This is a genomic window from Pseudomonas sp. CBS (assembly GCF_024734645.1).
GTDB lineage: Bacteria > Pseudomonadota > Gammaproteobacteria > Pseudomonadales > Pseudomonadaceae > Aquipseudomonas.
Genome location: NZ_CP102929.1, coordinates 880531 through 902740, shown reverse-complemented (window position 1 = coordinate 902740; position 22210 = coordinate 880531). Strand labels below are relative to the sequence as shown.

Annotated in this window: 17 protein-coding genes and 1 pseudogene; 9 read left to right on the top strand and 9 right to left on the bottom strand. The window is 60.3% G+C overall.

What is annotated here, in order from left to right:
• Window positions 1-27: 27 nt before the first annotated feature.
• Window positions 28-750 (top strand): FadR/GntR family transcriptional regulator, encoded by a 723-nt coding sequence (locus NVB75_RS03885; protein ID WP_258346076.1) that lies wholly within the window; start codon window positions 28-30, stop codon window positions 748-750.
• A 35-nt stretch (window positions 751-785) separates the two neighbouring features.
• The gene (locus NVB75_RS03880) at window positions 786-1700 is read left to right on the top strand and encodes a LysR family transcriptional regulator (protein WP_258346075.1); all 915 of its coding nucleotides are present in this window, start codon (window positions 786-788) and stop codon (window positions 1698-1700) included.
• Here NVB75_RS03880 and NVB75_RS03875 read toward each other — a convergent pair.
• Both NVB75_RS03875 and NVB75_RS03870 read right to left on the bottom strand, forming a co-directional pair.
• Window positions 1693-2634 carry a cupin gene (locus NVB75_RS03875; protein WP_258346074.1) on the bottom strand — a complete coding sequence of 314 codons (942 nt, stop codon included), beginning with the start codon at window positions 2632-2634 and terminating at the stop codon, window positions 1693-1695. The two genes, NVB75_RS03880 and NVB75_RS03875, sit on opposite strands and share 8 nt — an antisense overlap.
• 416 nt (window positions 2635-3050) lie before the next feature.
• Window positions 3051-6644 carry an AAA domain-containing protein gene (locus tag NVB75_RS03870; protein ID WP_258346073.1) on the bottom strand — a complete coding sequence of 1198 codons (3594 nt, stop codon included), beginning with the start codon at window positions 6642-6644 and terminating at the stop codon, window positions 3051-3053.
• 67 nt (window positions 6645-6711) lie between these two features.
• Here NVB75_RS03870 and NVB75_RS03865 point away from each other — a divergent pair, with 67 nt between their 5' ends.
• The gene (locus NVB75_RS03865; RefSeq protein WP_258346072.1) at window positions 6712-7092 is read left to right on the top strand and encodes a RidA family protein; all 381 of its coding nucleotides are present in this window, start codon (window positions 6712-6714) and stop codon (window positions 7090-7092) included.
• A gap of 238 nt (window positions 7093-7330) precedes the next feature.
• Window positions 7331-9319, top strand: coding sequence for a U32 family peptidase (locus NVB75_RS03860; RefSeq protein ID WP_258346071.1), 1989 nt, complete (start codon window positions 7331-7333; stop codon window positions 9317-9319).
• Between the two features lie 19 nt (window positions 9320-9338).
• Here NVB75_RS03860 and NVB75_RS03855 read toward each other — a convergent pair whose 3' ends face one another.
• The gene (locus NVB75_RS03855) at window positions 9339-10238 is read right to left on the bottom strand and encodes a DMT family transporter (protein ID WP_258346070.1); all 900 of its coding nucleotides are present in this window, start codon (window positions 10236-10238) and stop codon (window positions 9339-9341) included.
• Between the two features lie 130 nt (window positions 10239-10368).
• On the opposite strand from NVB75_RS03855, the gene NVB75_RS03850 reads away from it, so the two are divergent.
• Both NVB75_RS03850 and NVB75_RS03845 read left to right on the top strand, forming a co-directional pair.
• Window positions 10369-10812, top strand: coding sequence for an Lrp/AsnC family transcriptional regulator (locus NVB75_RS03850; RefSeq protein ID WP_258346069.1), 444 nt, complete (start codon window positions 10369-10371; stop codon window positions 10810-10812).
• Window positions 10813-10908: 96 nt separating this feature from the next.
• A complete protein-coding gene (locus tag NVB75_RS03845; protein ID WP_258346067.1) occupies window positions 10909-11763 on the top strand; it encodes an NmrA family NAD(P)-binding protein in 855 nt (284 codons plus the stop codon).
• 889 nt (window positions 11764-12652) lie between these two features.
• On the opposite strand, the gene xylB is transcribed toward NVB75_RS03845, so the two are convergent.
• Genes xylB through NVB75_RS03820 form a run of 5 tightly spaced genes read right to left on the bottom strand, consistent with a single transcriptional unit; the run spans window position 12653 to window position 18644 of the window.
• Window positions 12653-14128 carry a xylulokinase gene (gene xylB, locus NVB75_RS03840; RefSeq protein ID WP_258346066.1) on the bottom strand — a complete coding sequence of 492 codons (1476 nt, stop codon included), beginning with the start codon at window positions 14126-14128 and terminating at the stop codon, window positions 12653-12655.
• Between the two features lies 1 nt (window position 14129).
• Window positions 14130-15122 (bottom strand): LacI family DNA-binding transcriptional regulator, encoded by a 993-nt coding sequence (locus NVB75_RS03835; RefSeq protein WP_258346064.1) that lies wholly within the window; start codon window positions 15120-15122, stop codon window positions 14130-14132.
• 20 nt (window positions 15123-15142) lie between these two features.
• Window positions 15143-16084 carry an ABC transporter substrate-binding protein gene (locus tag NVB75_RS03830; protein ID WP_258346063.1) on the bottom strand — a complete coding sequence of 314 codons (942 nt, stop codon included), beginning with the start codon at window positions 16082-16084 and terminating at the stop codon, window positions 15143-15145.
• A gap of 33 nt (window positions 16085-16117) precedes the next feature.
• Entirely contained in the window at window positions 16118-17086 is a 969-nt protein-coding gene (locus NVB75_RS03825; RefSeq protein ID WP_003209708.1) for a hypothetical protein, read from the bottom strand.
• A gap of 25 nt (window positions 17087-17111) precedes the next feature.
• Window positions 17112-18644 (bottom strand): sugar ABC transporter ATP-binding protein, encoded by a 1533-nt coding sequence (locus tag NVB75_RS03820; RefSeq protein ID WP_258346062.1) that lies wholly within the window; start codon window positions 18642-18644, stop codon window positions 17112-17114.
• A gap of 385 nt (window positions 18645-19029) precedes the next feature.
• Between NVB75_RS03820 and NVB75_RS03815 the strand changes: the two genes are divergently transcribed.
• Genes NVB75_RS03815 through NVB75_RS03805 form a run of 3 tightly spaced genes read left to right on the top strand, consistent with a single transcriptional unit; the run spans window position 19030 to window position 22031 of the window.
• Complete coding sequence (locus NVB75_RS03815) at window positions 19030-20385, top strand: HAMP domain-containing sensor histidine kinase (RefSeq protein ID WP_258346061.1); 1356 nt, start codon at window positions 19030-19032, stop codon at window positions 20383-20385.
• On the top strand, window positions 20370-20753 hold the full coding sequence (locus tag NVB75_RS03810) for a response regulator (RefSeq protein WP_003209702.1): 384 nt from the start codon (window positions 20370-20372) through the stop codon (window positions 20751-20753). Before NVB75_RS03815 ends, NVB75_RS03810 begins: the two co-directional genes overlap by 16 nt.
• Window positions 20754-20762: 9 nt before the next feature.
• Window positions 20763-22031 carry an EAL domain-containing response regulator gene (locus NVB75_RS03805; protein ID WP_258346060.1) on the top strand — a complete coding sequence of 423 codons (1269 nt, stop codon included), beginning with the start codon at window positions 20763-20765 and terminating at the stop codon, window positions 22029-22031.
• Here NVB75_RS03805 and NVB75_RS03800 read toward each other — a convergent pair.
• Window positions 22012-22206, bottom strand: a pseudogene (locus NVB75_RS03800) (hypothetical protein); the annotation flags it as partial. The gene NVB75_RS03805 and the pseudogene NVB75_RS03800 sit on opposite strands and share 20 nt — an antisense overlap.
• Window positions 22207-22210: the final 4 nt, after the last annotated feature.

Here is a 22210-nt window from a genome sequence, read left to right as displayed (position 1 = left end):
CTATTTCGCCAGAGTAGCCTCCCTGTTATGGATCAGCAGCCGACCAAGCCGCGCAAGAGCATGCACGCCCAAATCGTTCAGGACTTGGGCATGCACATCGTTTCCGGACGCTTCAAGCCGGAAGAACGATTGCCCATGGAGGCGACCTTGTGCGAGGAGTACAAGGTCAGCCGCTCGGTATTGCGTGAGGCGACTCGGGTGCTGAGCGCCAAGGGCCTGGTGATTTCCAAGCCCAAGGTCGGCGCTGTGGTGCGCCCTCGGGTGCAGTGGCACTTGCTGGACCCGGACGTGCTGTCCTGGCTGATGCAGTCGACGCCCCACAGCGAGTTTTTCAACACCCTGGCCGGTGTACGTCGGATCCTCGAGCCGGAAATCGCCGCCATGGCTGCGACCACCGCGACCGACGCCGACATTGCCACCATCGAAAAAGCCTACCTCGGCATGGAAACCGCCAATACCCACGACGCGCTGTTACAGGCCGACCTGGACTTCCACCGCGCAATTGCCGATGCGACCCGCAACGACTTGCTGGCCTACATGTGCAACATGCTGTCGCTGCCACTTCGCGAGTCCATCAACATCACCAACCGTCGCCCCGACATCCAGGGCCTCAGCCTGCCCCGGCACAAGGCGATCCTCACGGCGATCAAGAACCGTGACGCCCTCGGCGCGCGGCATGCCTCCCTGGTGCAACTGGACGATACCCGGGTCGCGCTGGACACCGTGATGAATGTGCTGACGCCGCTGTAGCGCACGGCAACCCACCGTCAAGATCGAGGCAGCCCTTGGATTACTTCGCTGCGTTAACCGCCTTTGTCGAAGCCGCCGAGGGCAATAACTTCTCCCGCGCCGCCGACCGGCTTGGCATCAAGGCTTCCACGGTTTCCCGTTACGTGAAGGACCTTGAACAGGACCTCGGCATCGCCCTGTTCAACCGCTCTACCCGCACGCTGCACCTGACTGAAGGTGGCCAGACGTTTCTGATGCACGCACGCCGGGTACTGGATGAACTCGAACAAGCCAAGGCCGCCACCTCCGCACTGAACGAGCACCCACGGGGCGTACTCAAGCTCAACCTGCCGCCCGCCTTTGCCCGTCACCATATCCTCCCCACGTTGAATACCTTCCTGGCCCGCTACCCGCAGATCAAGCTGGAACTGGTGCTGGACGACAGCCACGTCAACCTGATTCATGCCGGCGCGGACCTGGCGATCCGTATTGGAACCCTGGCGGATTCCACCTTGAAGGCGCGCAAAATCTGCGATGAGCGCTACCGGCTGGTGGCCAGCCCGGGGTTTTGCCGGGAATATCCGGCGCCGTCCGTTCCTTCGGAACTGGCGACGCTGCCGGTGATTCTCGGGCGGGATATCGCGGCGGATATCGCGTTTGCCAACGGGCATGAGGTGTCGCCGCTGGTGCATAAAGACGCTATCCGCATCAACGACCTCGACGCACAGCTGATCGCCGCGCAACAAGGCCTGGGATTTGCCTTGCTGCCCGACTGGCTGGTGGCCAAGGCTGTTGAAGCCGGCGAGCTGGTGGTGTGGTTGCCGGAGTGGACTGTCCGGATCGCCGGCCGCGAACCGGCGGTGTGGTTCGTCTATCCGCCCAAGCGCATCGTGTCTTCCAAAGTGCGGTGCTTCATCGACTTTATCGTCGAGCAGCTAGGCGAAACACCGCACTGGAAACGTCTCAACTGAAGCGGATATCCAGCGACCGCAGATAGGTTTGCAGCCCGGCGTCCTGGATCGGAATCAGGAAAGCTTCCGTGTCGGACTCGTTGAAGTGGGCATGCCAGTAGCCTGGGGGTGTGACGAACGCCAGCCCCGGCGACCAGTCGACCCGCACCGGATTGCGGATTTGGCCATCGGCGTCCAGTTCGGTGCCCACCAGCGAGTAGCAACCCTTTGGGCAATCGATGATGAAATCCAGCGCAATCGATTGGTGCCGGTGAGGCTTTTGAATCGACCCGGCCGGCAGGATGCCGTACATCGCCCACAGCACATGGGTCACGGTCCGGGTCTGCGGAAAGTTGCGATTGCCCAGCAGGATGCTGATACGGCTGCGGTCCTGGGCGCGGGGATCATCGGCGGCTTCGCGCAGTTTTGCGTTGGCCAGTTCTGCGGGATACAGCGTCGGCACGAAGCGATCAGCACTGCGGGTCACGCCCAGGTAACGCAACAGCGGCTCATCGTGGACGTAGTACAGGCGTGCATCCTCAGAAGCACTGAACTGCGCTTGCTGCAGGCCTGGCAGCGCGATGAAGCAGCCTTTGGTCCAGTCGATGCGGTGCTCGCCCTGGACCACACTGCCCTGCCCCGCGATGACATAAAACACCTGTGAAGTGGCGTTGGGTTGTAGGTTAAGCGTGTCGCCTGCGTTCAGGCGAATGAAGTTCGCACACAGCCCCGGCCCGGTCGCCGGGCCTTCGCAGCCCAGTGCCTCGCTGAGGTCCAGCGGGACCACCCGGGACGGGCCGCTGTCATACAGCGACGCCGGAAAGCTGTGGTAGGGTATGCGAGTGATCAGGTTGGCGCTGATGGGGTTGGCGGCCTTGCTGTATTCGAAGTACTCGGCGTCGAGCAGGTGCAGGGGTTGGGTAGCGGTCACATCAGGCTTGAATTCGCTGTTCATTATGATCACCTCAATCTACGGCTGGATTTCGCAACGGCCCGCGGGCGTTGCGGCGGTGAGAGGACTATAGGCATTCGGCGGTGGTGGATTAATCCCTTATGCTGCACAGCAGTTATGCGAAATGGGGCAGGCACGAGCCCGTCCCGGTGTATTGATAGTTCGATCCAGCCAACTATCAAAGTGCCACTTTATAAATCAGTTAAATAGATATACATCAGCGCCCATAAAAAAACCGCCGCAGAGACTGCGGCGGCAAACCAAAGGATGTTGTCGAAGCAGAGCGGCTAAGACAGTTTCAAAACTACAGCAGTGTGCGCTAGAGCCTAGTGAATTTTATTTAACCAACCCTTCACTGGTTCTTTAACTTGGGTTGGCCCCTATATAACTACCGGACAGAGTACGGTTCTCGGAAAACACTAATGGCCGTGACCAATACGAGCCTTCAGCTGCTCAATCAACTGCGGGTCGCGAAGTTCAACGCTGGTTTCCCTACGCAATGCCAACCGCCTGCTCGCAGGCGCCTGGCAAATTTGATAGTAGCTATGAGAGAGCCAATTCCAACTGCCCACTGTGGCGACCTGGTCATCTACCAACAGGATCTTTTCATGAGTACCTTCCGGGAGACGGATGACGCGCTCAGTGCCCAGCGCCCTACGGTAGGCGATGATGAGTCCTGGGTCGCTATTATCAGCATTGGTGTCTCCTTCCCGGTAATAGCCATAGTAAATCGTGACCGCAATGCCGCGTTCTTTCGCAGCTCGAAGCAGATTGAGCGGAGGATGATTCTGTTTATTAGCCTGACGGATCCAAGGCACAACGGCGGTAAAGGAGTGTCGGCTTTGTGAGAGGAGTGTTTCAAATGCGTCAATGTGATCGCAGTCGAAATAGTGCTTTATGCCATTGGATGTAACACTGGCGAACGATGGGCTCTGGTGTTCCATGCTGACGAAAAATGATGCGGAGCAGCTCTTGGCAAGTTTGGCCAGGGACTTGCCTGCTGTCAGCAGCCGTTGCTGATTGCCGACGACAATGAACTGCTGCTTTGCCCGCGACACGGCCACATTCAACAGGTTGGGTTTGTCATTCTGGAACTTGTCGGAGTCCGACCGTTGAAAAATGACCGGCGAGTAAATAATCACCTCAAAACCGACGCCCTGGAATTGATGCACAGAACCAATCTTGAGTGCTTGACGATGGTTGAGTCGCTCACCGTAAGCCTTGATGAGTAGCTGCTTCTGATTGGAGTAAGGCGTGATGATGCCAATGTCTTCGGTCAGGTTGTAGCCGGCGCTCTCCAGCTTATCCAGCAATAAACCAATGGCTTCAACTTCATCCTGATTAGTATTGGGCATTCGGTCTTTGCGACCCTGTACGCCGTAAAACATCAGGTTGAACCCACCCATGTTATCGCAGGCCTTCTGGATGCGCGGCTCGGGGCTGCCGGTGCACACTTGCACCCCGGTGTAGCCGGCGATCTCCATGAACAGCTGCGCGATGGCGGGCTGGCAGCGCCGGTGCTCCTCAAGGACCATACCGTTGCCTGTGTCGTTGATGGCGCCCGTCAGCGTCCCCGCAGCACGGTGGTAAGCAGTGACCAGCATGGGTGAGACTGCCTCGTACAGGCCGTTATCAGCGAAGTACTGATCCTTGAGCTTTCGCGCCATGGCGTGGCCCAGGGTTCGAATCGGTTCGATCTGCAAAGGGTCGCCTACCACGATGGCCCTTTGGCTGCGAGCCAACAGCGGTACGAGGGACTCAGCAGAGATCATTCCCGCCTCATCCACCAGGCTGAGCTGATAAGGGGTAAACCCGTTCAAGTGGTTCAGCTTGTAACCCGCCAGTTTTTGCACGGACGCCAGTGTCGAGGCCATGACCGGATAGGCGAGGGTTATGAGGCAATAGAACTCATCCAGCTTGTCTTTCCATTTGTAGAACCCTGCGTCCTGCTGGCCGTTGAGCAGGTTGCACCACAGAGGCAGCACTTCAGCCAACGCTGTTTTTTTACGTAATAGCGCCTGCCACAGATAATCAATGGCGCTTTCGAACAGCGTCCGTTGCTGCACGATAAAGCGAGTTCGTAACACCTCAATCCAGTCGCCCTCAGGGAACTCGGTGTGCAGGATGTCCCGTGCCGACTTGAACCGCTTCCAGGCATTGATGCCTGCGCTCAGCTCCTCGATTTTCCTGGCAAGTTGTACCAGCGCTTTTTCGCGCTCGGTCCCCGGCGCGCCTGCGGTCAAGGTTTTCAACACTTCCGGGATATCGGATGCCTTGAACAGCTCCCGGCGATTTCTTGCCAGTTCTGCCAGTCGTGTGTGATCAAGGTCAGCCAATTTGTAGGCGGAAAAGTCCGCGGCGTAGGTCTTTTTCAGGTGTTCGTGAACACGAACGTACCTGGCTTTGAACAGCCAGCCCAACAATGGCGCGAACATGCCTGTCGGGTAGTCGGCGAAGTGATGTTCTAGCGTTCCACTTAACTCGCTCTCGACCCAGGCTTGATAGTCGGCCTCGGGGAAAGGCGCGTCGATCAAATGGCCAAAGCTGCGTGCCATCCGCTTCTGCGCCCGGGCATGCACTTCCCTCTCGGCAGACAGGGTGCCTTGCGCGGCGGTGCAGCGTTGCGCCAGAACGTTGATGTCCGTCAGTTGTTCCTGCTCGCGGAGTAACTCAAGTGTCAGGCCAGTGTCGAGTACATCGCGTGTGAGGGCTTCCAGGCGTTCAATGAAGGCCTCGGGCGGCAGCCCCGCAAATGCTGCCTGCGCCTGGTTAAGTGCGTGCTGCAAATGGCTAAACCGAGAAAACCCGTGGTCGATCAACTGCTTGGTTTTGGCGATCTGCGTGGCAAGCTGAAGCTGCTTGTCCTTCTCGTAGGATTGCTCATCCAGTTGTACCAACAAGGCGTTTACGCGCTCGACTTGCGTCGCGACTTGCGCTTTGTCACCTCCAAGGAAGTACAACCATTTGACGTCTTTGAGGCATGAGTCCTTGCGCAGGTCATCAATGACGTTCTCGACGGCTTTTTTCGCCGTGGAGGTCACCACCAGCCCGAGGTTGTGATCATTCCCAGCGATGCAAGCCAGGGCTCGTTCCACGATCTGGCTGGCAATCAGCGACTTGAAAAGCGTGGTTTTCCCCGTCCCTGGCGCGCCTTGCACCGCCAGCAGGGAGGCGCCGCTGGAGACCTGGGCCAGTGTTGCCATTTGGCCACGACCCAGAGGGTACTTGTGCTCAAACAGTCCGTAAGGAAAGCGCGAAAAGGCTGCAGGAGTGGTGCCAATGTTGGCTGAGCGGTTCTCAATATACTGTTGCAACAGGGGTGACGCAGACAGATCTGCCCTTTCGAGCAGAACCTTGTAGTCCTTGAGTTGTTCGTTGGCGTTGTAGTCTGTATTGACTTGCGGGCACACAAGGGCAGTCATCGGGTGTTCCAGAGAAACACCCTTGGCGCCCAAGTCCCTCAGGCGCTGGATGACCCAAGGCAAAAACAGCTTGAACAAGCCAATGAAGTCGTCGCGCTGCTCGCCCATGCAGGCTGCCGCGATGCTCATCATGTGGCGTTCGGCGCCCAACTCTTCGATGTCGACATCCAGATACTCGCGAAACGCCGCAATGTCCGGCGCGACGTCGGCACCTTGCTTCACTGGCACGCATAACTCAAGTTGAGGTTGTGTGTGCCAACTGTCCGGCAATGTGTAGCGGAAGAGCGGTACAAAAAAGGTGCTTTTTCCCTCAACGACGCGCAACAGAGGAAAACCCAGTTGGAGTGGTTCGGCCTGGTCTTGCCCTTGCTCGTTCTGTTTCAAAAACCGTTGTTTCAGATCTTTCGACTGCTGCTCGGAGAGAGAGAAGCTAAAACCGGCGATGTCTTCCTGTACGGTATCTCGGGAAAACCTGATCTGTTGTTCCTGGGAAATATCCAGGCCTTTGACTCGGCTCTTGGCTAATCCTGTTGCGTCGACAAACGCCCGCCAACCGCTGAGCACATCCATGGCTTGCTGCTTTCCTTCCATTGACCCCATCCGATCCTGAAGCGAAGATTGTGCGGGATTCTACACTCCTTACCCAAAAGAGATTTAAATGGCCAATCAAGACCTCGCCTTCACCCCCGACCTCGACCCGGACTCCATCTCCTCAGACGTCATCGGCTTCAACGGCATCCTCGTCTCCACGCAAATCCCCACCCGCGCCGACGGCAGCCTGGAACTGGGCGATATCACCCTGCAAAGCGAATGCACTCTGCAAGCCCTGAAGGTTGCGCTGGAACGCGCCGGCAGTTCGATTGACCGGGTCATGCATTTGACCATCTACCTGACCGACATGGCCGACCGCGCCGCTTTCAATGAAGTCTACAAGCGCTACTTCGCCAAGCCTTGGCCTGTGCGCGCAGCAGTGGGCGTGGCGGCGCTGGCTGTCGAAGGCATGCGGGTGGAAGTCACGGCGATGGCCGCCAAGGGCTGAGCCAAACGCTCTATATCAACCAACGATGATCAAATGTGGGAGCTGTCGAGCCCCAGCGAGGCTGCGATGGGATCGCCTCGGTGTCACTGATTCACCGCGGTGTCTGCATCGAGGGCAAGCCCGGCTCCCACCGTTGAGTGCATTCCAATTTGGGTGCACACGTAGGGCTTGATAGATGTCGATAGCGCATTTCACAGCTACAATGCCCGCCTCCGTGACAAGCCTGACTAAAAAAACTATGTCCTTGCCCAAGCATCACCTGGAATTGCTCAGCCCTGCGCGCGATGTTGCCATCGCCCGCGAGGCCATTCTGCATGGCGCCGACGCCGTGTACATCGGCGGCCCGAGTTTCGGCGCGCGCCATAACGCCTGTAACGACGTGAGCGATATCGCGCAGTTGGTGGAGTTCGCCCGGCGCTACCATGCGCGGGTGTTCACCACCATCAACACGATCCTGCACGACAACGAGCTGGAGCCGGCGCGCAAGCTGATCCACGAGCTTTACGATGCCGGCGTCGACGCGCTGATCGTCCAGGACCTGGGGGTGATGGAGCTGGATATCCCGCCCATCGAGCTGCACGCCAGCACCCAGACCGACATCCGCACCCTGGGCCGGGCCAAATTTCTCGACCAGGCCGGTTTTTCGCAGTTGGTATTGGCCCGTGAGCTGAACCTGCAGGAAATCCGGGCGATTGCCGATGAAACCGATGCCGCCATCGAGTTCTTCATCCACGGCGCCTTGTGCGTGGCCTTCTCCGGCCAGTGCAACATCTCCCACGCCCAGAATGGCCGCAGCGCCAACCGTGGCGATTGCTCCCAGGCCTGCCGCCTGCCCTACACCTTGAAAGATGATCAGGGCCGTGTGGTTGCCTTTGAAAAGCACCTGTTGTCGATGAAAGACAACAACCAGAGCGCCAACCTGCGCGCCTTGGTGGATGCCGGCGTGCGTTCGTTCAAGATCGAAGGCCGCTACAAGGACATGGGCTATGTGAAGAACATCACCGCCTATTACCGTCAGCGCCTGGACGAGATTCTCGAAGACCGTCCGGACCTGGCTCGCGCCTCCAGCGGCCGCACCGCGCATTTCTTCCTGCCGGACCCGGAAAAGACCTTCCACCGTGGCAGCACCGACTACTTCGTCACCGACCGCAAGGTCGACATCGGCGCCTTCGACACCCCAACCTTTACCGGCCTGCCGGTGGGTGTGGTGGAAAAAGCCGGCAAGCGTGACTTGCAAGTGGTCACCCATGAGCCGCTGTCCAACGGCGACGGCCTCAATGTGCTGATCAAGCGTGAAGTGGTAGGTTTCCGCGCCAACATCGCCGAGCCAAAAGGTGAGTTCGAAGAAGACGGCGAGAAGCGCTACCGCTACCGCGTCGAGCCCAACGAGATGCCGGCCGGCCTGCATCAGTTGCGCCCGAATCATCCGCTGAACCGCAACCTGGACCATAACTGGCAACAGGCGCTGCTCAAGACTTCCGCCGAGCGCCGTATCGGTGTGTCGTGGAACGCCCGCCTGCAGGAAGACCGCCTGGAACTGACCGTCACCAGCGAAGAAGGTATCAGCGCCAGCGTCGCCCTGCCCGGGCCGTTTGGCGTGGCCAACAAGCCGGAACAGGCGCTGGAAACCCTGCGCGACCTGCTGGGCCAACTGGGCACCACCCAGTACCACGCCACCGCGATCGAGCTGGATGCGCCGCAGGCGTTTTTCATCCCGAACTCGCAGCTCAAGGCCTTGCGCCGTGAAGTGATCGAGGCGCTGACCGAGGCGCGTATCCAGGCACACCCACGGGGCGGCCGCAAGGCGGAAACCACGCCGCCGCCGGTGTACCCGGAATCGCACCTGTCGTTCCTGGCCAACGTCTACAACCAGAAGGCTCGCGACTTCTATCACCGCCATGGCGTGCAACTGATCGACGCGGCGTACGAAGCCCACGAAGAAACCGGCGAAGTGCCGGTGATGATCACCAAGCACTGCCTGCGTTTCTCGTTCAACCTGTGCCCCAAACAGGCCAAGGGTGTGACCGGGGTGAAGACCAAGGTCGCGCCGATGCAGTTGATCCACGGCGACGAAGTGCTGACGCTGAAGTTCGACTGCAAGCCTTGCGAGATGCACGTGATCGGCAAAATCAAGGGCCACATCCTCGGCCTGCCGCAACCGGGCAGCGTGGTGGGCTATATCAGCCCGGACGACCTGCTCAAGACCATCCCGCGCGGCGCACATTGAGTCGCCGGTGAGCGTCATGCTACGGCGTGACGCTCACCACTGTGTTCGAGCGCCACCACCAACCCCGCTGCAACCCCGCCGCCGCGAGCAAAATCGCCGCCACGCCCAGCCATTGCAACCAGCCCAGGCGATGCCCAAAGGCAATCCAGTCGACAAAGATTGCCGCAATCGGGTAGATAAACGACAGCGCGCCGGTGATTGCCGTCGGTAACTTCTGGATCGCGCCATACAGCAACACGTACATCAAGCCGGTATGCACCACGCCTAGGGTCAGCAATGCCGCCCAAGCGTCCATCGAGGCAGACAGGCTGTGCCACTGCATCAGCGGTGCCAGCAGCAAGGCGCCCGTGGTCACCTGGATCAACGCCATCAAATGCGGCGGCACTTCCTTCAAGCGCTTGATGATCAGCGCCGCAATCGCATACAGAAATGCCGCGCCCAGCGCCAACGCCACACCCATCAAATAGTCATCCCCGGTGTTTTGCTGACTGCCATGGGCGGTGACAATCGCGAGCATTCCCACGAACGCCACGCTCAACCAGGCAAGCTTTTGCACGGTGATTTTCTCCCCCAGGAACACCGCCGCCAGCATCACCAGCATGAACGGCTGGACGTTATACACCGCCGTGCTGATGGAGATGGACGCCCTGGCGTAGGACTCGAACAGCAGCAACCAATTGCCCACAATCGCCACGCCGCTGAGCATCGCCAGCCCGAGCTTGGTGCAGTTCAGCAAGTCCAGGCGCAGATAACCCAACAACCCGCACACCACCAGCAACGTCAGCGCGCCGATCACGCAGCGCCAGAACACCACTTCGACCACCGGCACACCCGACACCAGTACGAACCAGCCGATGGTGCCGGAGATGAGCATGGCGGCGACCATTTCCCATGAACCGCGACGTATGGATTTGTCCATGATTGAGCTCCTCAAGTGAGGCTCAATTATGGCAATCTGGCCGGTAGCGACTCCAGATTCTAAATAAGGCGAACCTCGCATTTCGCCTATTCTTATTAGGCAAACCTGAGCAATCGCTTTCGGAGCGACCATGATTGACAGCATTGACCAGCAACTGATCGCCGCGCTGATGGACGATTCGCGCCTGTCCCTCAAGGCCTTGGCGGGCATCACCGGCCTCTCCTCCCCCAGCGTCGGCGAACGGCTGCGGCGCCTGGAAGAGCGCGGCGTCTTGAAGAACTACACCGTGGACATCGACCCCAAGCATTTCGGCTATCTGCTGCAAGCCATCGTGCGCATCCGCCCGCTGCCCGGGAAACTGCAGGAGGTGGAGCGCCAGATCCAGGCGATCCCGGAGTTCACCGAATGCGACAAGGTGACCGGCGATGACTGCTTCATCGCACGCCTGCATGTGCGCACCATGGACCAACTCGACACGCTGCTGGATAAGCTCAACGCGTACGCTGAAACCAACACCGCCATCGTCAAGAAAACCCCGGTAAAACGCCGGCTGCCGCCGCTGGCAGATTCGTGATTTTGAGTCACTGATGCAGTGACGGGATCGCTATTCTGGCAATACGGTGCGGTGTTTATGCTTGATCCACCCATTGGAACGACAGGCGTAAACACCATGTATGTCATCACCGGAATCACAGGCAAAGTCGGCGGCGCCCTCGCGCGGTTTCTGCTCAACGATCGTCAACCCGTGCGCGCAGTCATTCGCGATGCCAGCAAAGGCGCCGAATGGGCCGCCCTCGGTTGCGAGGTCGCCATCGCCAATATGGACGATGCCGCTGCCCTCACCGAAGCGTTCAAGGGCGCCACCGGCGTGTTCATCCTGCCGCCTTCGGATTTCGACCCGGAGCCCGGCTTCCCCGAGGCGCGCAAGGTGATTGCCGCCGTTGCCCAAGCCATCGAGGCGGCGGCACCGCAAAAAGTAGTGTGCCTGTCGACCATTGGCGCCCAGGCCGAACACCTGAACCTGCTGACCCAACGCACCTTGATGGAACAGGCGCTAAGCGCGTTGAACGTGCCAGTGACCTTCCTGCGCCCGGGCTGGTTCATGGAAAACGCCGCCTACGACGTAGCCACCGCCCGCGAACACGGAGTGATCCACAGCTTCCTGCAACCGCTGGATAAGACCGTACCGATGATCGCCACCGCCGACGTCGGCCGCCTCGCCGCGCAACTGTTGCAGCAACACTGGACTGGCCGCCGTGTGGTTGAGCTGGAAGGTCAGAGGGTCAGCCCGAACGACATCGCTCGCACGTTGACCGAAGTGCTTGGTCGTGGTGTGACAGCACAGGTGGTGCCTCGCGATGCGTGGGAGCCGATGTTTCGTGAGCAAGGCGCGCAGAATCCAATGCCGCGCATGCGCATGATTGATGGGTTTAACGAAGGTTGGATCTGCTTTGAGCAGGCGGACGTGGTCAAGGGTGAGACCTCGTTGCTCAAGGTGCTGCGGGAACTGGCTGCCAAAGCCTGATGCCATGGCCTGCGAGCCAGCTCAGTGATTGGGTACATATCCGTTATTTGGGTAACGGCGGCGTATGGTTCCGCTCTTACAGCGGCTCACTTTGGAAAAGCCGGAATGCCGGCCCAGCCCAAAGTAAGCAAAGGGCTCTGCCCCGCCTGTCGGCACCTCGCTGGGGCTCGGCGTTCCCTCACTCCGGCATTGCTCCGCGGGCCGCCGCGACGGGCCATCCATGGCCCGGCGCGGCTAAACCGGCGTCCTGCCGGTTTACCCGCTCCGCAATACCTGCGTTCGGCCTCGGGCTTATTGGGGCAGTCAGATCAAGATCAAAAGCAAAAGCACAGCGGCCTCCCGGCCGGCTTGAGTGTTAAAAGCCAGATCAAAAGCCAGAGCGAAAGCCAAATCTGAAGCTGATGCAGCTCTGCTTTTCTGTGGGAGCGGGCTTGCTCGCGAAAAACCTGAGAGCGCCGCGTTCATTCAGGATGCCCGCGTCATCGTTAACGACCTTCGCGAGCAAGCCCGCTCCCACATTTTTTGGACCGTGCCCGCTTTAGATTTTGATTTTGCTCTTCAACACTCAAGCCGGCCGGGAGGCCGCTGTGCTCTTGATCTGCTTTTGATTTTGATCTTAGGCGCCCCGTTAAACCACGCTGGCCGAACGCAGGCTTTGGAGCGTGGGTAACCTGGCAGGACGCCAGGTTAGCCGTCCTGGGCCAAGGATGGCCCATGACGGCGGCCCACGGTCCAAAGCCGGAGTGAGGGCACACCGAGCCTAGGCGAGGTGCCGAGTGGTGGGGCAAGAGCGTTTTGCTTACTTTTGCGCTCTTCAAAAGTGAGCCGCTGTAAGAGCGGAACCCATATCAGCCGTTACCCAAATAACGGATATACACCCAAAACTTCCCTAATCGTGCAAAGCCTTAGCCGCCCCCAACAACCCCCGAAACTTCAAATAACGCGCCTGCAAAACAGCCTGTTGAGCACCATCCGGAAAAAACCGCGCCTTCACCGGCATCCCCGCCTGCAACAGCGCCCCACCCCGCCCACTCCCCACAAACCCCAACTTCGCCGCCCCAATACACGCCCCCAACTCACTGCCATGCAACGTATAAATCTCCCGCCCAAGAATATTGGCCAGCAACTGCGCCCAATACTCACTGCGCGCCCCACCCCCTACCAACGCACAAGCCCCCACCGAGGCCCCGGCCGACTGCACCGCACTCAGCGCATCCAACAACCCGAACCCCACCCCTTCCATCACCGCATACCCCAACATAGCCGGCGTGCAATCATGCCCCAGGTTCATAAACCCACCCCGCAACAACGGGTCGTTATGGGGCGTACGCTCCCCCGCCAAATACGGCAAAAACAACGGATTGGAAACCGGCACGCCCTGCCCAACCGGCCACTCGGCCTGCACCCGATCCAGCAACGCCTGCTCATCAACCGACCCCGTCAACCGCGTCACCCAACGCAAGCAACTGGCCCCGGCCAGCATCGCCCCCATGGTGTACCAACGCCCAGGCAACGCATGACAAAAACTATGCACCGCACTCGCCGGATTCCCCGCCGAGTGATCAGTAATCGCCACGATGGCCGCACTCGTCCCCAACGTGATAAACGCATCCCCCGCATTCACCGCGCCAATGCCCACCGCCGCCACCGGGTTGTCCCCGCCACCGCCAGCAATCACCAGGCCCTCAGCCAAGCCCAGTCGCCCGGCCGCCGCCGCATTCAAGCAAGCGCTGGCCGCACCGCCTTCCACCAGCCGGGGCATCTGCGCCAACCGCAAACCCGTGGCCTGCAGCATCGGTTCAAACCATACACGGTTGGCTACATCCAGCCACAACGTCCCCGCACCATCAGACACATCACTCACGCGCTCACCACTCAAGCGCAAACGCAGATAGTCCTTGGGCGACAGCACGCAATCAATGGCGCTGAATACCGCCGGCTCATGCTCCTGCAACCACAGCAGCTTGGGCGCCGTGAGACCTGCCATCGGCAAGCTACCGGTGATGTCGGCAAACTCACGGCCCAACGCTTCAGCCTGGACCATGGCACGGGAGTCATCCCAGAGAATCGCCGGGTACAACACCTGGTCGTCTTGCCCCAGCAATACCGCCCCGTGCATCTGCCCGGACAAACCGATGCAGCCGACACGGCCATAGGCATCCGGCTGATCAGTGCGCAGTTGGTCCAGGGCCTTCAGGCACGCTTGCCACCAGTCCTCAGGCGCCTGCTCGGACCAGCCTGTGTGCGGGCGCGAGACCGTCAGCCGCGCCCCCGCATGAGCGAGGACGCGGCCTTGCTCGTCCATCAGGATCGCCTTGAGTTCCGAAGTGCCGAGATCAATGCCAAGGGAAACCGGGTTGTTCATATCAGGGGCAGCCGCATGAATTACGAATCTTCAGGGTGGGCGCGAGCCGCACACTGTGTGTTTTACGCTTGGGCGACGCCATGCGCTCAAGCAGCAGGTTGACCGCACGTGCGCCCAGTTCCTGGACCGGCTGCGCGATCAGGGTCAGGCGCGGCACAAAGAAGTCCGCCCATTCAAAATCATCGAAACCCACCAGGGCCATTTGCCCGGGCACATCAATGCGTGCGTCGCGCAAGGCATGCATCGCGCCGAGGGTCATCAGGTTGTTGCCCGCCATGATCGCCGTGGGCGGTGTGTCCAAGGCCAATAACTGCGCCGTCGCTTGCCGTGCAGGCTCGCTGCTCGACCCACCATTGACCAGCAACTGCGGATCCAACGGTAACCCCGCCGCAAGCAACGCGGCTTGATACCCGGCCACGCGCTCACTGGAAGTGCCCAGCCCCGCCCGCCCGGAAATAAAGCCGATGCGCCGGTGGCCATGCTCGATCAAGTGCGCTACCAAAGCCTGGGTCGACAAGGTGTTTTCCACCCCGACCTGATCAAAGCGATCGCTCATCATCCGGTCCACCAGTACGGCGGGTACTTCATTGGCCTGCAAGTACTCCAGGGCCAGGGAACCGGTAGACGGCGCCAGCAGAATGCCGTCCACCCGCCGATGGTGCAGCGTCGTGACTACGCGCAATTCCTGCTCGGGATCGTCGTGGGTATCGACAAACAGCATCATGTAGCCGTGTTTGGCGCACTCGGTTTCAATCGCGTGCACCGTTTCACTGAAGTAATGGTTGGACAGCGCCGAGATCGCCACGCCAATGGTATTGGTGGTGGACCGGGCCAGGGAGCGCGCCAGCGTGTTGGGGATGTAGCCCAACTGCCGGATCGCGCTCTGCACCGCTTGCACCGTGTCCGGGCTGACCTTGCGGGTGCCGTTCAAGACGTGGGAAACCGTCGACGTCGACACCCCTGCAATTCTTGCCACATCCTCCATGGTTGCCACGGTGCTCACTCCTGCGCGCTTTAATGTTTGCTGGACCAACCGCTGTAGGAACCGACGTTGTCGCGGGTGATCAGTTTTGGCGGCAGCAGGGTAACCGCTTCGGCAGGTTGTTTGTCATTGAGAATGTCATTGCCGACGTTGACAGCCGTCTGGGCCATGGCCCATGGGTCCTGGCTGGCGGAAGCCTGGATCAGGGTGTCGGTCTTCAACGCATTCTCGATATCCGGCGCGCCGTCCACGGAGGTGATGATGATGCCGCTGCGTTTCAGCTGCTTGGCCGCCAGGTCGCTGCCGATGGCTTGCGGGTCGTTGATCGCGAACAGGCCGTCGATTTTCTGGAAGCGCGTGAGGTAGCCCTGCATCACGTTCAGGCCGCCTTCGCGGGAGCCTTTGCCGTCCTGGTCATCAGACAGCACCTTGATATCCGGCGCACTGCCCAGCGCGGCTTTACAGCCTTTGACGCGATCAGTCACGGCGGTGACCTGCGGGCCATTCTGGATAATCACGTTGCCCTTGCCCGAGAGCTTGTCGACGATGAACTGGCAGGCGAGCTTGCCGGCCTCGACGTTGTCGGTCTGCACCGTGGCATTCACGCCCTTCGCATCGACGTCCACCGCCACCACCACGATCCCGGCGTCGCGGGCTTTCTTGATCGCCGAGGCCATGGCCGATGGGTCGACGGCGTTGAGCAGGATCAGATCGACCTTGGACGAGATGAAGTTATCGATCTGCGAGAACTGCTTGCTCAGGTCGTAGTCGGCCGACACCGAGGTGACCTTGACCGCCGGGTTCAACTCCTTGGCCCGGGCCGTGGCACCGTCGGCCAACGTCACGAAATACGGGTTGCCCAGGGAACCCATGCTGATGCCGATGGCTTTCAGTTCACGGGCTTCTACGGCTTGGGACATCAACACGGCAACGCCCAGGGAGGCGACAACAGGAAACATGCGTTTGAAGTTCATGATGACTCTCTTGTGATTGTTGTTTGAGTGAAATCAGGTCCGCGCACCAGACTGGCGATAGCGATCCAGCGCGACGGCGCCAATGATCACGATGCCCTTGATGATGTACTGCCAGATATCCGAGACGCCCAGCAGCACCAGGCCGTTGGTCAATACCGCGATGATCAGCGCACCAATCAGCGTGCCGCCGATGGTGCCGACGCCGCCGGTAAAACTGGTGCCGCCGAGGATCACCGCGGCAATCGCATCCAGCTCATAGGATTGCCCCAGTTGCAGGCCATTGGCGGCGAACAGGCGTGACGCGCTCATCACCGCGCCGAGGCCGGCCAACGCACCGGACATGGCATAGACGAACAGCAGGACTTTCCACACCTTGATCCCCGACAGCCGCGCCGCTTCCGGGTTGCCGCCCACGGAGTAGATCTGCACCCCCATCACCGTGCGCCGCAGGATGAACCACGACAATGCGATGACGGCCACGGCGATGATTACCAGCCAGGGTACGCCCAGCACTGAGTCGTTGCCGATAAAAGCAAATGGCAGGTCGGGGTTGAATACGGTTTTGTCGTCGGCCAACAGGCGAGCCAAACCGCGCATGGCCGTCAGCGCACCCAGGGTGACGATAAACGGCGGCAGGCGCATGAAGGCGATCAGGCCACCGTTGACCAGGCCCAGCAACAGGCCGAAGCCAACCCCGGCGGCAATCCCGAACATGCCGAATTGCGGCGACATCGAGGCTTGCAGCGCGACCACGGCCGAGGCCGCAAGAATCGCCCCCACCGACAGGTCGATGCCCGCCGTGAGGATCACAAAGGTCATGCCCGCCGCCAGCACCACGTTGACCGACGCCTGCTGGGTGATGATCGACAGGTTCTGCACCGTCATGAAGTTTTCGCTGGCGAGGGCAAAGCCCACCAACAGCAGCACCAGCACCGGCAGCATGCCCACCGTGCGCATCAGTTCGCGAATACGCTCAGCCTTGCCGATCGTTGCCACAGTCATGGTGTTGCTCCCGCTCGTGTTTGAATTAGCCATGGGCGGCCACCTGCTCGCTGCCGGTGGCGAGGTCGATAATCGCCTCCTGGGAAATATCCAGGCCCGATGCCCCGCCGACTTCGGCGACCAATTGCCCTTCGCGCATGATCAGCACGCGGTCGCAGGTGCCGATGATTTCCGGCAGCTCGCTGGAGATCACCACGATGCCCACGCCGGCCTTGGCCAGTTGGTTGATGATGCGGTAGATCTCGGATTTGGAGCCGATGTCCACGCCACGAGTCGGTTCATCGAGGATCAGTACGTGGGGCTTGACCTCCAGTAGCCGGGCCAGCAGCACCTTCTGCTGATTGCCGCCGGACAAGCTGCCGACATTGACCTTGCCCGACGCCACGCGGATCGACAGGGACTTGATTGCATCGCGTGCGCGTTGTGCCGCGTGGCCACGGTCGAGCACACCGCCAGCATGGGCATCCGGCACACAGGCACAAACGTTGATGTTGTCGGCCACGCTCATGTCGAGAAACAGGCCCTGGGCCTTGCGGTCTTCGGTGAGGTACACCACGCCGGCACGAATCGCATCCGCCGGATTGCGCAGTTGGGTCACGGTTTTGCCGACCACCTCCAGGGTGCCGGAGGTGCGTGGATCGGCGGCAAAGATCAGCCGTGCCAGTTCGGTACGCCCGGCGCCCACCAGCCCGGCAATGCCTAGCACTTCACCGGCGTGCAGGTCGAAACTGCAATGGCGCACGCGCTTGCCGTCGGCCATGTCACGCACGCGCATCACCACCTGGCCGGGGTCGTAGGCGGCATGTTCCTTCTTGTAGAAACCGGAGAGGTCGCGGCCCACCATCATCTTCACCAGCACCTCGGCCGACAGCACGTCCCGCGCCAGTTCGCCGACGTACTCGCCGTCCCGCAGCACCGAGACCCGATCCGACAGTTCGTAGATTTCGGCCATGCGGTGGCTGATGTAGATGATCGCCAGGCCTTGGCTGCGCAGCTGTTTGATCAGCGCAAACAGGCGGTCGGTCTCGCGAGAGGACAGCGGCGTGGTGGGCTCGTCCATCACCAGGATTTTCGCGCGGGCATGCAGCGCCCGGGCGATTTCCACCAATTGGCGCTCGGCAATCGATAGGCTGGCGACGCGGGTGGTGGGCAGGAACTCCGCGCCGAGCCTTGCCAGCACTTCAGCCACCCCGGCTTCCATGCCCTTGCGGTCGATGGTCCAGCCACGGCGCAGTTCACGGCCCAGGTAAATATTCTCGGCCACCGTGAGGTTCGGGCACAGGCTGAGTTCCTGGTAGATCACGGCAATGCCGAGGGCTTTGGCGGAGGCTGGGTTGTAACTGGCGACGGGCTGGCCATCGATGCGGATGGTGCCGCCGTCATCGGCCTGGTAGGCACCGGAGAGGATCTTCATCAAGGTCGATTTGCCGGCGCCGTTCTCACCCATCAAGGCGTGGATTTCACCGGGGTAGACCTTCAGGCTGACGTTCTTGAGCACCCGCAGACCGTTGAAGGTCTTGCTGATGCCCTGCATTTCAAGCAAGGGTTCAAGGCTCATGACTGAGCTCCTGGTTTTATTATTTTTGTGTTCGGGCGTTTGCCGATTGGTGCCGACTCTAATCAGATATATTTGCTTACGCAAGCGCTTGCGTTAGCCGTTTATCGCTTGATTAAACGTTTCACCTGATGAATAAATGTTCATCAGGCGATCTGGACCGGTGAAGCGCACATAAAATCGCGCCTTTTTTATCGGAATCTATCCAGCTGGGTGTTTTTTCGAAAAAGTCACTGCTTTTGGCCACCGCAAACCCTTTGGTTTGCTGTTTATCTGCTATCGTCCAAAGACATCTCCTCCTCATCGCGTCTGCGCGATCTTCTGTGAGCATGCTCTGCGGCGCTGCGTTTGGGCAGCGTCAGGCCTCAAGCTCACGGAACACTTCATGATGGACAACTCTTCAGTCGACAGCCCGATGGAGCCGCAATCCCGGGCCGAGAAAATCGTCGAATTCAAACGCCAGAAAGCCCTGCTCAAGACCGGCGCGCTGCAAGACGCGATCTTCAACAGCGCCTACTTCTCCAGCATTGCCACCGACGAAAAAGGCGTGATCCAGATCTTCAACGTCGGCGCCGAACGCATGCTCGGCTATGCCGCCGCCGATGTGCTGAACCGCGTCACACCGGCCGACATTTCCGACCCCGCCGAGCTGATCACCCGCGCCGCTGCCCTCAGCCTGGAACTGGACACGCCGATCACGCCCGGCTTCGAAGCCCTGGTGTTCAAGGCCTCCCGGGGTATCGAGGACATCTACGAGCTGACCTATATCCGCAAGGACAACAGTCGCCTGTCGGCAATGGTCTCAGTCACCGCCCTGCGCAACCGCAACGACGCGATCATCGGCTACCTGCTGATCGGCACCGACAACACCGCACGCAAGCAGGAAGAGGCGCAACGCAAAGGCTTTGAGCGTGCCCTCGAAGAGAAGAACCTGGAGCTGGAACATGCCAGCCACATGAAGTCCGAATTCCTCGCCACCATGTCCCACGAGTTGCGCACGCCGCTGAATGCCGTGATCGGTTTTTCCGAAGCCCTCAAGGACGGCCTGGTGGGCGACATGAGCGATATCCAGCGTGAATACATCGGTGACATCTTCACCAGCGGCCAACACTTGCTGTCGCTGATCAACGACATCCTCGACCTGTCCAAGGTCGAGGCCGGGATGATGGACCTGGAACTGGAAGCCGTGGAGTTGGCGGGTTTGTTGGCCAACAGCCTGCTGATCGTGCGGGAAAAGGCCGCGCTGCAACGCATCCAGTTGAAACTTGAATGCCAGGACGACTTCGGCACCCTGGAACTCGATCTGCGCAAGACCAAGCAGATCATCTACAACCTGCTGGCCAATGCGGTGAAGTTCAGCGAGCACGGCGGCTCTGTGACCCTGTCGGTACGCGAGGTGAGTCGTGCACACGTCGGGCAGGTTCCCGGCGACTGGCCCACCTATGGTTTTGCCCTGCAACCCAGCGAGCAGCAACAGTTCCTGGAATTCAGCGTCAGCGACACCGGCATCGGTATCGCCCGGCACGACATGAGCAAGCTGTTCAAGGCTTTCAGCCAGATCGACAGTAGCCTGGCGCGCAAATTCGAAGGCACGGGCCTGGGCCTGGCGATGGTCAAGCAACTGACTGACTTGCACGGCGGCAGTGTCGCCGTGGCCAGCCGCGAAGGTGCCGGCGCGCGATTTGTGGTGTGGCTACCACTGCACCGCGCCGCGGATGCGGAGGCCCCATGGCCGAAATCCTGATCGTCGAAGACAACGAGGCCAACATGCGCCTTGCCCGCCTGCTGCTGGTAAACGCCGGCCACAGCGTGTTGTGGGCGGCCGATGCCGAGACCGGGTTGACCCTGGCCCGGGAAAAACAACCGGCGCTGATCCTGATGGATATCCAGTTGCCCGGCATGGACGGTCTGGCGGCCACGTCGCTGCTCAAGCAGGACCCTCACACCGCCCACATCCCGGTGATCGCCCTGACCGCCATGGCCATGAAGGAAGACCGCGACAAGACCCTGCGGGCCGGCTGCGATGCCTACATCATCAAGCCCCTGCGCTACAAAGAGCTGTACCAGGTAATCGATACGCTGCTGCAAAAAAACATTACGCCTCCGACTTGAGTCCTCTCCATGGCCAGCCAACCCGCAACGCTCTTGATCGTCGATGATGAAATCCAGGTGCGCAAGCTGCTGGAAACCCTGCTGCGTCACGAGGGTTACCAGACCGTGAGTGCCGCCAGTGGTGAAGAAGCCTTGCAGATGGTGGCGCAACGGCCGCCGGACTTGATCCTGCTGGACATCATGATGCCGGGCATGGACGGTTACGAAGTGGCCAACCAGCTCAAGGGCAACCAGGCCACGGCGAACATTCCGATCATCATGCTCTCGGCCCTGAGCGAATCCAGCGCGCGGCTCAGTGGCCTGGAAACCGGTGCTGAAGAATTCATCAGTAAACCGGTGGAACGGGTCGAGTTGTGGCTGCGGGTACGCAACCTGCTGCGGCTCAAGGCCCACGGCGATCAGTTGAAAAACCATAGCCTGTTGTTGGAGCAGCAACTGCAACATCACCAGCGTGAAGCGTCCCGGTTGAATGTGCATGACCTGGCGCGCCTGGAGCTGGAAAAAGCCTTGCACCTGGCCGTCGAGCGCGAAGAGTTCGTGCTGCATTACCAACCCAAGGTCGAGCTGGACAGCGGTCAGGTGTGCGGGCTTGAAGCCTTGTTGCGTTGGGACCGGCCCGAGTACGGTGCGGTGTCTCCGGCGGTGTTTATCCCGATCCTGGAGAGCCTGGGGTTGATCGTGGCGCTCGGGCGTTGGGTGATCGACGACGTGTGCCGCCAGATCGCGACGTGGCAATCCAGCGCGGTGGGTGCGGTGGAAGTGTCGGTCAACGTTTCGGGGCATCAATTGATCGAGGGCGACCTGATTGCCGATATCGCCCAATCACTCGCCAATGCCGGCGTTGAGGCGCATTGGCTGGAGGTTGAACTGACCGAAGGCTCGTTGATGGAGAACACCCAACACACCATCGCCAGCTTGCAACGGCTGCGGGCGATGGGGGTGAAGATCTCCATCGACGATTTCGGTACCGGCTATTCCAGCCTGGCTTACCTGCGGCGGTTCCCGATTGATACGCTGAAAATCGATATTGCGTTTATCCGCGAAGTCACCAGCAACCCCCAGGACGCGGCGATCACCCGCACCATCATCGAACTGGCCCACAGCCTCAAGCTGCGAGTGGTTGCCGAAGGCGTGGAAACCCAGGCACAGCTGGAGTTTCTGCGGGAAGCCGGCTGCGATCAGATCCAGGGGTATCTGTTCAGCCGGCCGCTGCCGATGAAGGAACTGGAGCGCTTGTTGCTGGAAAAACGCGGCCTGGTCAGGCCGCAGCCCCACTGACTTCGAACAGCGCCACCCGATTCTGCAACTTGTTGGCATTGACCTGCACGGTTTTTGCGCTGGTCTGCAACACCCCCACTGTCAGGCGCATTTGCTCCGAGGAATGACTGACCTGCTTGGTGGTCTTGCTGTAGTCGAGGCTGCGGGCGTTGAGCTGCTGGATGATGCTGAACATGCAG

Coding starts and splice junctions, on each gene's coding strand:
- NVB75_RS03885 (WP_258346076.1), top strand. CDS start 28: ATGGATCAGCAGCCGACCAAGCCGCGCAAGAGCATGCACGCCCAAATC.
- NVB75_RS03875 (WP_258346074.1), bottom strand. CDS start 2,634: ATGAACAGCGAATTCAAGCCTGATGTGACCGCTACCCAACCCCTGCAC.
- NVB75_RS03870 (WP_258346073.1), bottom strand. CDS start 6,644: ATGGAAGGAAAGCAGCAAGCCATGGATGTGCTCAGCGGTTGGCGGGCG.
- NVB75_RS03865 (WP_258346072.1), top strand. CDS start 6,712: ATGGCCAATCAAGACCTCGCCTTCACCCCCGACCTCGACCCGGACTCC.
- NVB75_RS03860 (WP_258346071.1), top strand. CDS start 7,331: ATGTCCTTGCCCAAGCATCACCTGGAATTGCTCAGCCCTGCGCGCGAT.
- NVB75_RS03855 (WP_258346070.1), bottom strand. CDS start 10,238: ATGGACAAATCCATACGTCGCGGTTCATGGGAAATGGTCGCCGCCATG.
- NVB75_RS03850 (WP_258346069.1), top strand. CDS start 10,369: ATGATTGACAGCATTGACCAGCAACTGATCGCCGCGCTGATGGACGAT.
- NVB75_RS03845 (WP_258346067.1), top strand. CDS start 10,909: ATGTATGTCATCACCGGAATCACAGGCAAAGTCGGCGGCGCCCTCGCG.
- xylB (WP_258346066.1), bottom strand. CDS start 14,128: ATGAACAACCCGGTTTCCCTTGGCATTGATCTCGGCACTTCGGAACTC.
- NVB75_RS03830 (WP_258346063.1), bottom strand. CDS start 16,084: ATGAACTTCAAACGCATGTTTCCTGTTGTCGCCTCCCTGGGCGTTGCC.
- NVB75_RS03825 (WP_003209708.1), bottom strand. CDS start 17,086: ATGACTGTGGCAACGATCGGCAAGGCTGAGCGTATTCGCGAACTGATG.
- NVB75_RS03820 (WP_258346062.1), bottom strand. CDS start 18,644: ATGAGCCTTGAACCCTTGCTTGAAATGCAGGGCATCAGCAAGACCTTC.
- NVB75_RS03815 (WP_258346061.1), top strand. CDS start 19,030: ATGGACAACTCTTCAGTCGACAGCCCGATGGAGCCGCAATCCCGGGCC.
- NVB75_RS03810 (WP_003209702.1), top strand. CDS start 20,370: ATGGCCGAAATCCTGATCGTCGAAGACAACGAGGCCAACATGCGCCTT.
- NVB75_RS03805 (WP_258346060.1), top strand. CDS start 20,763: ATGGCCAGCCAACCCGCAACGCTCTTGATCGTCGATGATGAAATCCAG.